Source organism: Crocosphaera sp. XPORK-15E (genome assembly GCF_034931425.1).
Classification (GTDB): domain Bacteria; phylum Cyanobacteriota; class Cyanobacteriia; order Cyanobacteriales; family Microcystaceae; genus UHCC-0190.
Window position 1 is genome coordinate 34,333 of record NZ_JAYGHQ010000023.1, and the last position, 11,350, is coordinate 45,682.

Consider the following 11,350-nt stretch of genomic DNA (forward strand, 5'->3'; position numbering starts at 1 on the left):
AAAATTAACCAAGCTAAACAACCCATTAGTTAACGCAAACCATCAATTATTAAACTGAGAGGTCAAAACCATGTTACTAGAAAAATCTAAACAACTAATTGAGTTATCTCAAAGAAAAATTGAACTACAAAAATATGCGAATAATCAACAAGGATTTAAGTCAAGACAGGAACAAATTACTGAATACTACCAACAAGTGATTAAAGTCCTTGAACCCTTACGTTTATTTCGTAGCAAAGGATTAATTTCAGTAGATTTTGCCCCACTGGTTGAGAATCTGTTGAACTTAGTTCAATTAACCGTAAAGCACTATCAAGAAAATCCTGAATGGATAATAGATAATCAAAACTTTAATCGTTCTAAATTTCAATCTAGTATTAACAAATTAACTTCTACCATTGAAACACAACTATTAGAAATTTGGAAAAACTATCTAAAACGAAAACTTCCTAGTACCAACTCTGAATTCTTGAATATTTTAGATCAAATTGATCAGTTTAAACCAACCATTCAAAGAATTCGGCAGTTAGAAATACAGATATCCTCAGAGGAATTTCCAAAATATCAAGAAAGATTTGACCACATTGAAAACTTAATTCAACAATTAAATGATACTTGGAATACATTAAATGCTGAAAATGTTCCTGATGAAGTCTTAAAGTTTCTTAAAGCAGCAGGAAGTAATACAGGAGCATCTTTCAACCTATTAACTCCCACTGTAGAAGCGTGGATCAAAGAGCATCGTCTTTCTCATACATTACGAATCCATTTGAGTTAAATTGATAAAATATGTTGACTACTAATAATTTACTTCCAATGAAAGATGCTTCTGTTACCCTGCAAATTCCTGACCCTCTCTATCAACGTTTGGTTAATACCGCGCAAGCAGTAGGACGTTCCCTAGAAGATATTATGGTTCATGCGTTAACCGTTGGTAGTCCCCCTGACTGGACAGATGCACCCGAAGAATTTCAAACGGATTTAGCCCGTTTAGATCGCTTAGATAATGATACCCTATGGCAGATAGCTCAAAGTCATCAATCTTCAGCAAATATGGAACGCTACAACCAACTTCTAGAGAAAAATCAAGAAGAAGAATTAACCCAAAATGAATATTTTGAACTGGAAAAATTACGCTATGAAGCAGACTTATTTATGTTAAAAAAAGCCCAAGCTACTGTGTTATTAAGATGGCGGGGTGAACGTTTCTCTATCAATTCTTAAAAAAAACCTTCATCTATTGAAAGCATCCCATTTGTATAAGAGCATAACCGAAAATTAAGATAGATAAGGTTTTCAACCATTCAAAAACAGTCAAAGTGCAAAATTTAGATGCTTCTAATCTATTCTTCTATTTTTGTTATTCTATTATGAGATAATTGCCCCATTAATTTATGACAACCTATTTGTCTGAAGCTTTACGAAAGAAAATTGAAACCACTGACAAACGGCGATGCTGTTATTGTTTAACCAGTGAAGCTAATAGTGGCATTCCCATGACAATAGACCACATTCTTCCTCGTTCAACTGGAGGAGATAACAGTTTTGAAAATGTGTGTTTAGCTTGTCGTACTTGTAATGAATATAAAGGGAAAAATACAACGGCAATAGACCCATTGACAGGAGAAAAGATCCCTTTATTTAACCCTCGTCAACAACAATGGAAAGACCACTTTTCCTGGAGTGCTGATGGGACAAAAGTAGAAGGTTTAACTGCTATTGGACGGGGAACAGTCGTTACTTTACGCATGAATCATGCTGTGATTGTCAGCGCGCGGAGACGTTGGGTAAGTAGTGGTTGGCATCCCCCTATTGATTAATTTTTAGTGGTTTCATTGAAAATTAATCATTTAATATTTAATGATTAAAATTTTAGGCAAAATAGCGTTTTATAACCCAAAAATATAACTTTTATGATTGGCTAATAATTCTAATTTTGATGTTCAATATAATACATATAAAAGTAGGTGTAAAAATAAGCCAAGACGCAATTTAACTGGGTATTCTCTAATTAGCTAAAAAAGCTGATAACCCTTACGGTTCCCTGTTCCCTTGTCTCCACAAATCAATTTAGATGCTTAACAGCTTAGGAATTTAGTATAAACTCTAATCTTGCACCTTGTTTTAAATTAGCTATTTTTGATAGGCAACAAGCAAGAGATAACAGGCAAAAGTAGTTTATTTTGACTCTAACTATTTAAGAATATTTTGTAAAAATTAGAATATTACCTCAGTGATTCCCATAAATTCTCGAAGGACTTTATGACAGGCTTTAACAGTAGTTTTTGTATTAGAAATAATCGGATCTTCCGTTGCTCCTATCTGTGTCACTCCTCGTTGTAACCAAAATTTATCATTTCTTCTCCAATCAATTTTTTTTAAGTTGTTTAACCACTTTTCTAAGTCTTCTGCTGCTACATTTTCTTGATACAAATCATGAGCTAACATTCCTAATGCTTGTAAAATAACCGCACTAACTAATAAGGTTTCTTGTCTTTGTTGACTTCGTTCTTCTTTACTCATGACTCGCCAAGGATTATCATCAAAAATATTAGCCGATGTTATCCAAAAACTTCTCGCCCAATTATTTTTGTCCTCTAATTTTTTCTGGGATTTTAGATTAGGAAACATATATTTAGTTGCTGTCACTAATGTAGAAAGGGTCATTAATTTAGGATTATGAATGCCTAACCCCGTTTCTACTACTTCAATATTGTCAATAAATTGGGGTACGGTTTCTAATAAATTCTTAGCAATTAAAACTGCCAGAGAACGTTTATCGAAATAGTGAGAGAGGGAAACACTAGGACGTTGAACTAATAAGTTTTGGTCACGAAATGCTTGACGTTCTTCTTCTAAGGGTAATCCTGCATACAAAAGTACCCCGATTTCTAATTGAGATAAAATTTTAAATTCTATTGAATCTTTTTGTTGAATCTCTTGTAAAGCTTGATGAATCCCAAAACAGCGATGTTGTCCATCGGTTAACCGTAAACTAACCGAATAATAAGGCAAGAAAAGTTTGCCTTCTTCATACTTCGGTTTGGGTTGAACGTTAACACAAATAGGCGGGAAAAATATGGTTCCTATTTGATAGTTTTCCAGAATATAAAGGGCAATTTGTTTGACCCGTGCTTTGTTAAGTTTACGTTGGGCAAAATCGGGTAAATCAGGCTGATTAGGAACATATAAACGGTTATCATCGATTAATCGGGCAATATCTCCGAAAAATAAGCTCCCAAGATAGCTTAAATGTTCATCTTGAGGACTACGACGCACGGAAACGGCATTAAGAACAAGTTCCATATTTAATGGTCAAAGTAATTGTTTAGTGAGGCAAGCTTGTCGTCATGTATACATGGTAGCAAGTATGAGGTCAAGAAGATTAAAATTGCTAATGTCTTCGATTAAATATTTTAATTTTGGCCTCTACCATTCGAGTTCCTACCGAGCTTTACCAAACTCTGCATGAAATCAAGCTTTCATTGGAGAGCCAGCATTTTTCGGCTGCACCGACGATGCAAGACTTAGTGAGCGTGGCTGTTAGACGTTTTATCCGAGATTGGCATAACCCTGATGAGCAGACGAAGCTTCTTGATGAGTTATTAAGAAATCGCCAAGATTCTCGTTCGAGAATGGGGAAACGGACAGGTGACAGTAGCGAGAATACAAGATAATGATAGATATTCAGACTTTTCATAGGTGTCTCGCTCAACCTACTGCACGAGGCTATGACTTAGACGATAAGCAAAAAGAAGCAGTAGAATATAGAGATGGTCAATTGTGGCTTTTAGCTGGCCCTGGCTCTGGTAAAAGCGAGGTATTGGTAACACGAACCTTAAAGTTACTTTGTGTAGATGGTATTAAGCCCAAATCAATTTTTCTAACAACTTTTACAGACAAAGCAGCAAGAAACCTTGAAGATCGTTTAGCAACATATCTCACAGCCTTACAAAACACAGATTCTAGCCTCAAAGATGTTGATATAGCGGATATTAGAATAGGAACACTACATAGCCTATGTAATGATATTCTCCAAGAATATCGCTATCCAAATTACCAAAATGTTCGTCTTTTAGATCAAGTTGAACAAGATTTATTTACTTATCGTTATGCTGATATTTCAGATATTTCAGATTTAGGTTTTTGGGAACATTTTGATTATGCTGTAAACGATTGGCGTAATCAAAACTACCCACCTAATAAATGGAAACGAGCTAAAGCAGGAATTACACTTTTTAATCACATAGTAGAAGATTATGTTGATATAGATAAAATGCTTAATGCAGGTGGACATTGGGCTACTTTAGCCGAATTGTATCAAAAATATTCTAAAGCATTAAAAGACAATTATCGTTGCGATTTTGCACATCTTCAGGCTTACTTTCTTGAGTTTCTTAATTCTACTGCTAGTCAACAATTCTTACAGGGAGATGACCAAAATCCTCCATTAAAATATGTATTGGTTGATGAATATCAAGATACTAACCCAATTCAAGAACGAATATATCTAGCTCTTGCAGGTCAATCACCACATAATATTACAGTTGTGGGAGATGATGATCAAGCTCTATATCGCTTTCGCGGTGGTAATGTAACTTGCATGGTTAATTTTGATAAAGCCTGTCAAGGGATATTTAATCAAACTCCTCATCAAATTCAGTTAGAAAACAACTACCGTTCTCATCCTGATATTGTTAACTTTTTCAATCAATATATTACTTCATTTCCAGAAATGAATGTTTCAGGAGTTCGTGCGCCGAACAAACAACCAGTTATTGCAGCTTCATCTATTTCTGGTAATTATCCTGCTGTTTCTTGGATTCAAACAAAAAAAGTAGGAGATTTAGCTAATGCTGTTGGTAACTTTATCAATAATCATTTGATAGCTGATGGAATTATCTCTGATCTTAGTCAATGTGTTTTATTATTACGAAGTGCCAAAGATTCACCTAATAATGCAGGTAAATATATTCAAGCATTTCAGAATTTAGGAATTCCTATTTATAATCCTCGTTCTAAGTCTTTTATGGACAGTGAAGAAGTTCAGTGTTTACTTGCCTCACTGGTTCAGGTGATTGACCAAAATCATAGTTTTGAATCAAGAAGAGATCCACAGGGAAGAACTTTATCTTGGGTTACACCTATTCAACAATGGTTTAGAAGTCTTGATAATGTCAGAAATAACCCTAGTATCTCGACTAATTCACTAGATAACTACTTAAATCATAGTAATACTAATCTACTGAGGCTTTGTCAAGAAAAATCAGGGAGCTTTCTAAAGCTGAATTTACTAGAAATTATCTATCGGATTCTTGCACAAGAACCTTTTTTGACATGGAGACAAGACCCTGTAAGAAATTTACGTCTTTCTAAAGTTACTCGTTTATTTGAAGGATATAACAGTTTTAACTTAGATTCTTTAATAGCTAGTAATGATGGGACTGGAATTGATTCAAGTTTTCTCAACCGTTTTTACAATATGTTTGTCAGCTATTTAATTGAAGCAGGAATTGATGATGATGAAGACGAGGAAGTTATTGTTCCTCAAGGTTCTTTGCCTATTATGACAATTCATCAATCAAAAGGTTTAGAGTTTCCTTTTGTGTTTGTTGTTACTAAGCTAGGTCAAGAAGGAAAGGTTGGATCAGCACAAATGCTAGAAGAAACTTTAGACCCATTTAGACAGAACCTTTATCAAAGAGTTACTAGAACTCCTAAAGAATTGGCTATAGAAGATGATATTCGCTTGCTTTATGTAGCTTATTCTCGCGCACAGTATGGTCTAATTTTAATTGGAACAAAGGAGCAAATTAAAGATCATATAGCTGTTCCTAATCGAGATCATTCAGAATTTAAACGAAATACAGAGGCTCTTATTACATAAAGGGGAAAATTATGGCCATAAATAAAAGAAAGCCTTTTCAAGCTGTTTCAATTCCTTCACTTAATACACCGAATATAAAACGGCGTTACAGTGTCACTCAAGATATCGTCTCATTTAGACGTTGCCCTCGTCAATACGGGACTTTTAATGTCCATAAATATGCACCTGCTTATCAGACTCAGGCTTATTTTGGTACAATTCTTCATCAAGTTTTAGATCGTTGTCATACTCATTTTCATGGTAAGATAGAGCCTTCAACAAAAGGCTCCTTACCAGATAATGGAAACATTATAAGTGATCAAGAAATTGAGGAATATTTTGATGATCTTAAACAAGCAGAAGGAGCAAAGACAACAACCCCAACACCTCCAAGTGAAATTATCCAGTATTTTATTGAAGTTGAAAATGGATTAAAAAGTCAAGGTATTAGGGCTATAACTCAAGATATGCGAGTAAAAGCAGTACGGCTACTTCAATATTTTAATGCTCTTGAAGGACTGACACTTTATCCAAGAGTTAAAGATACAGAACATAGATTACAAGCAGATCGTACTAATCATATCCTTCATGGAGTTGTAGATCTTCTTGTTGATTCAGAAAATCTACAAGCTAATCCTGCTGATTGCGAAATGTGGGATTACAAAGGCAGTAGTTTATTAGATGTTAATCCCAAAGACTTAGTAAATTATGAATTTCAAATGCGGGTTTATGCCAAACTTTATGAACTAAAACATGGTGTTTTACCGAAAAAAGCCATTTTATATTTTTTGAATGAACTTGATGGATCAACTTGTCCTTCTCAACGTCCAAAAAATGCTCTCCTAGAAGTTAGTATTACTCCTCATGAAATTGATGATGCTGTTAATGAATTTGCACAAACTGTATTACAAATTGAACAAGCACGTCTTAATGATCAATGGAATCCAGCTACTTCGGGAAATATTAGTGAAAAAGATTGTGATATTTGTGACCTCCGTTGGGATTGTAAAACTCCTAATAATGGCAAAGGTGTTCAGTTAAGATATCCCTAATCTAATTTCTCTAAAACTTAATTTTAGTTATTTATTAATTTTAAAAGCTCACAATGACTTGGGAATCTCTTAACACGCTACTCAACCAACTATTTACTGAATTAAACCAACAAAATTCAGTCCAGTCACCTCAAGAAATCTGGGATAATTATTCGGCTGATATACAACAAATTCTCTCAGAACATCCCGATGAATTTGTTAACCTATCCCCTAACTTATCCCTCCCTAAAGCCATAGAAACGGCTCGTATGCTCTCACAAATCAAGCAGCGATTTCAAGCGGATAAAGACGGACGAAACCTAATAGGAAGAATAAGGGCTGAAGTGTTACTGCGTCAACGACCCATTAGAAATATTAATGTCAACACTTTAACAGGAGAAACTCGTTCTATTGCCAATGTCGCCGCAAATTTACCAAAACCTATTAACAACTTTTCCCAATTTCAAATAGACGGATGGAGTCAAACTTTACAAGCGATTCATCATAAAAAAGGATTAGTTATTGTTGCGCCTACAGGGTCAGGTAAAACCGAAGTTTTCTTATTACCGCTTATCTATGAAATTGCTCGACAAATACAACTTAATCCAGAAATTGCCCCTCGTTTTATTTTACTTTATCCCCGTGTTGCCTTATTAAAAGACCAACTCTCAAGAATTTTTCGCTACGTTTATCAAGCTGAACAAAATCAATTAGCCAGTGGTCAATTAGAACTTTTAAGTCGTTCAAAAAAAGCAAATCAAAGGATTATTATTGGCTTTCAATTTTCAGGAATAGCCTCAGAAACTAAATACACCCTAGAAAATCAACAGATATTTGCAGATAAAACTCGCTTTAAAGTATTACAAGATGAATGCTGTCCTGTTTGTAACCAAGGGGATTTAATTTATCAGAAAAAACGAAACTCAGTTCCTAGTCTTCAATGTAATAATGATTTGTGTGGAGCTATTTTTAACGTCTCCCTTGCTAAAAATGACCATGCAAAATATCAACCCCATCTCTTAGTAACAACTGCCGAATCTCTTGATAGAATCTATCTCAATCCTAAACCAGATTTTGAGAAGTATTTAACCCGTTTAAGTGGAGTCCTATTTGATGAAGTTCACCTCTATCATTCCCTCTACGGCGCACATATTCACCACCTCATTCAACGCCTAGAAAACTTAAGCGGAAACCCCTTAACAAAAATCGCTGCTAGTGCCACAGTTGCCCACCCCGAACGGTTTGCTAGTAAATTCTTTTATGGGGAAGAAAATCACCCGATTCTCATTCATAGTGCATCCGGTTACGAGAGTGAAGCTTCCGGTTTAGAAGTTCTCTATTTCCTTCAATCTCCTGAAGAAGCAAACCGTGTGGGAGCAGCCCCTACTTTGATTCAAAGTGCAATGGCCATGGGACACGGATTATTTGTAGATCGCCCTCATGATCAAGGAGACAGAGGGATTATTTTCACCGAATCCCTTGATATTGCCAATCGTCTGTCGGCTCAAATTCAAGACGCTGAACAAAGGCTCAATTTATGGCAATTTCGTTCTATTTTAGATAATATCGAATTTCAAGAACAAAGTTGTCCCCAAACTAATCCCCTTAACTGTTTCAGTCACTATCTTGAAGGGGAATGTTGGCGAGGCATTTTAGGAGGGGCAAACTGTACCCAACCCATTCCAGGTTTTCGGGAAAATGCCCTGAATATCTCCTATGTTTCCTCCCAACAAAAAACCAGCTATTGGGAAGGGGATATTGTCGTTGCTACCCCATCTTTGGATGTGGGGGTAGATGATAACCGAATTATTGCCACTTTTCATTATCGTCCCCCTAGAAACGTCTTCTCTTTCATTCAACGACGGGGACGGGCCGGAAGGGCAGCTAATACGGTTGCTTATACCCTCCTCATTGTGGCTAATTCGGCCAGTGATCATTTTTATTTTTTCCGTCGTCATCGTTTGGTACATGGGAGTTATGAGTTACCCTTAAACCCTAAAAATCCCGTCCTGAAAGCCATGCACGAAAGGATTGCCTATGAACGGGCGAGAATGGGTTATCATGTGCAACGATGTGGGAAAATTCCGCCAGCTATTCTGGATTGGATTTGGGAAAAATTAGAAGAATCTCCCATTATTAAACAACATTATCATCAATGGTTACAAGAACATCGTCAAGATTCAAAACGAGAAGAGAAATTAAGAAAGTGGATTACTGAGCAAAAAGAACGGTTTGAAGCTTATTTAAACCTACGCTGGACATTACAAGAAATTGAAAACGAAGCCCCAGATACTTTAACCGAACCCGTTAAAGAAACATTTAAGTTAATTCAACAATATTTAGATGGTCAAACTAATATTAATTCAGAGAGTCAAAGTTTAACTAATTCAACTAATATTAATTCAGAGAGTCAAAGTTTAACTAATTCAACTAATATTAATTCAGAGCATCAAAGTTTAACTAATTCAACTAATTTAAGAGAAGAAATCAATAGAAAGTTAAGAAATATTTATCAAGAATTAGGGCTATTAGTATTTGATGAAGAAGATCGAGAAAGTCGTGAAGAATTATCAAGGCTGCAAAGAGATATTTTAGAACTTTGGAATCAATTACAAGAAAAAGTAGAATTTGGTATTTGTTTTGAACAAGCAGATGGACTCTACAATTTTTTCCATACCTTAGAAAGATTCCGTGAACCAAAAAACCGTCTCTGGATTCTCAAATCTGCCCCTGATGTCATTAAAACTGTGTTACAGGCTTTATTTTATCTGCGTTTATCTGATAATTTACATCAATCTAATAATTTATATGAATCTAATAATTTGCATCAATCTAATATTGATTTCTTCATTCCTGACGCTTATTTTAACGAAGTCAAACCCATTATCGTTGCAGTTAGAACCCGTAATAGAACCAATCTTAAACAAGAAGATACCACCAAACTTTCTACCTTATTAATTCCCTATCGTACCGCCTATCGCTACCATAGCCATCCCTATCTTTCTGTGATCGAAACGGAACATGACCCCCAATGGGCAAATGTACAATGGGGAGAAGGGGGCGTTGTGGGTGTAAAGTTATTAGGAGAAGGAGTCCATTTAACCGGAGAATCTTCGGAATTTCGCCCAGAAAAGCTTTATGTTAAGGCATTAAAAGGAGATAATCAGGGCAAACAAGTGGTTAAAATATGTCCTGAATGTTGTACCATTTACAGTGAAAGTCGTCGCCGTAGATGCCATGATGTTCCCTTGCGTGCAGTTCGTTTATATGCTGAAGCTAACCTGGAACGCACCTATCGTTATAAACCCGAATCAGTTCAAACCATTTCCCGTACTCTTAATTGGGTGTCTGAATTAGAAAGTCAAATTACCGTACATGGTTCGATTGCACGGGTAGAAAATAAATTCTATGATCAACAAAAAAATGAGTATTTCACCCCTAGAGGTAGTCAACCCTGGCAATTTGAAGCCCGATATGTGGATAGTCAAGGTCATCCTGAACCTGTGCGTTATGGACTCAAAACAACAGGAATTACTTGGAATTTAGCCGAAATTATTGATAATTTATTACAAGATGAGTCCTTAAAATCTCAAATTGAACGGGTGGAAATAGAGGAAACCCATAAAACCTTTGACCAACGATTGATTTTACATACGGCCTCCCATCTACTGCAAAAAGCAATCGCATCCATCAGTGGAGTTTCCGAAGAAGTCCTTGAATATTGTTTTGATGAAACCACAGCAGAAGTGATCGTCTGGGAACGCTATGAAGGAGGATCTGGCATTTCAGAGGTCTTTATTGACACCCTTCGCACTAACCCCAAAGAAGTTTATCGAGAACTCTTAGCATCGGTTCTCTGTCCCGTTAATTTAGCCGAACGCAGGGACTGGTCAACCCCTGATGAACTGAGAAACGAATTAATAACAACTTGGAATCTGCATGATGATGCTTCAGGTAGCTTTATTGATTTAATTGTTCGTGAAGCCAGTGCAGAACGAAATACAGCAAATCTTGCTCAGAACTCTCCCACTGAAGATTCAGAAGAAGTCCAAATTACTTTACAGTGTCAACGCTTAGATGGATGTCCCGCTTGTTTGCACACTAATAATTGTACCGAACGGTTTGAACAACCCTTAGTGGTTAGTCATCTGGTGGCTGAAGCTTTGATGAGTGGGTTAGGACACCTACTTTGACTTATCAATGGATAGTGCTGGAGTTTAGACTAACGACCCAAAATCATACCGTACAGTCTAGTCCAATCATGGTCGATGGTCTGGCCGTCTGGGCGTAAATATAGAGTTCGTGCAACCAGGGGCAATCAGTGGCTAAAATGCTTGCTATCCAACGGTTTCAGCGATTCTCATTTTCCGAGAAGAAACCCCTATTTTGACCGTGCAAGTATAAGTAGATTTTATCTATTAATTTCAGCAATTCTCATTTTGAAGAATAGAAG

At 36.1% G+C, this 11,350-nt stretch carries 8 protein-coding genes; 7 read left to right on the forward strand and 1 reads right to left on the reverse strand.

The window, feature by feature from the left end; genetic code table 11:
• The first annotated feature begins 70 nt into the window (after window positions 1-70).
• The 3 genes from VB691_RS21990 to VB691_RS22000 all read left to right on the forward strand — a co-directional run bounded on the left by VB691_RS21990 (window position 71) and on the right by VB691_RS22000 (window position 1,820).
• Window positions 71-778, forward strand: coding sequence for a hypothetical protein (locus tag VB691_RS21990; protein WP_323293677.1), 708 nt, complete (start codon window positions 71-73; stop codon window positions 776-778).
• Between the two features lie 11 nt (window positions 779-789).
• Entirely contained in the window at window positions 790-1,224 is a 435-nt protein-coding gene (locus VB691_RS21995) for a hypothetical protein (RefSeq protein WP_323293678.1), read from the forward strand.
• A 170-nt stretch (window positions 1,225-1,394) separates the two neighbouring features.
• Entirely contained in the window at window positions 1,395-1,820 is a 426-nt protein-coding gene (locus VB691_RS22000; protein ID WP_323293679.1) for an HNH endonuclease, read from the forward strand.
• Between the two features lie 397 nt (window positions 1,821-2,217).
• On the opposite strand, the gene VB691_RS22005 is transcribed toward VB691_RS22000, so the two are convergent.
• Entirely contained in the window at window positions 2,218-3,306 is a 1,089-nt protein-coding gene (locus VB691_RS22005; protein ID WP_323293680.1) for a DNA sulfur modification protein DndB, read from the reverse strand.
• 179 nt (window positions 3,307-3,485) lie between these two features.
• On the opposite strand from VB691_RS22005, the gene VB691_RS22010 reads away from it, so the two are divergent.
• Genes VB691_RS22010 through VB691_RS22025 form a run of 4 tightly spaced genes read left to right on the forward strand, consistent with a single transcriptional unit; the run spans window position 3,486 to window position 11,090 of the window.
• Window positions 3,486-3,677: a hypothetical protein gene (locus tag VB691_RS22010; protein ID WP_323293681.1), complete on the forward strand. Its 192-nt coding sequence runs from the start codon at window positions 3,486-3,488 to the stop codon at window positions 3,675-3,677.
• On the forward strand, window positions 3,677-5,887 hold the full coding sequence (locus VB691_RS22015) for an ATP-dependent helicase (protein WP_323293682.1): 2,211 nt from the start codon (window positions 3,677-3,679) through the stop codon (window positions 5,885-5,887). The genes VB691_RS22010 and VB691_RS22015 overlap by 1 nt, the downstream gene beginning before the upstream one ends.
• 11 nt (window positions 5,888-5,898) lie before the next feature.
• Window positions 5,899-6,918 (forward strand): PD-(D/E)XK nuclease family protein, encoded by a 1,020-nt coding sequence (locus tag VB691_RS22020; protein ID WP_323293683.1) that lies wholly within the window; start codon window positions 5,899-5,901, stop codon window positions 6,916-6,918.
• Window positions 6,919-6,971: 53 nt separating this feature from the next.
• Complete coding sequence (locus VB691_RS22025; RefSeq protein ID WP_323293684.1) at window positions 6,972-11,090, forward strand: DEAD/DEAH box helicase; 4,119 nt, start codon at window positions 6,972-6,974, stop codon at window positions 11,088-11,090.
• Window positions 11,091-11,350 lie beyond the last annotated feature (260 nt).

Coding starts and splice junctions, on each gene's coding strand:
- VB691_RS21990 (WP_323293677.1), top strand. CDS start 71: ATGTTACTAGAAAAATCTAAACAACTAATTGAGTTATCTCAAAGAAAA.
- VB691_RS21995 (WP_323293678.1), top strand. CDS start 790: ATGTTGACTACTAATAATTTACTTCCAATGAAAGATGCTTCTGTTACC.
- VB691_RS22000 (WP_323293679.1), top strand. CDS start 1,395: ATGACAACCTATTTGTCTGAAGCTTTACGAAAGAAAATTGAAACCACT.
- VB691_RS22005 (WP_323293680.1), bottom strand. CDS start 3,306: ATGGAACTTGTTCTTAATGCCGTTTCCGTGCGTCGTAGTCCTCAAGAT.
- VB691_RS22015 (WP_323293682.1), top strand. CDS start 3,677: ATGATAGATATTCAGACTTTTCATAGGTGTCTCGCTCAACCTACTGCA.
- VB691_RS22020 (WP_323293683.1), top strand. CDS start 5,899: ATGGCCATAAATAAAAGAAAGCCTTTTCAAGCTGTTTCAATTCCTTCA.
- VB691_RS22025 (WP_323293684.1), top strand. CDS start 6,972: ATGACTTGGGAATCTCTTAACACGCTACTCAACCAACTATTTACTGAA.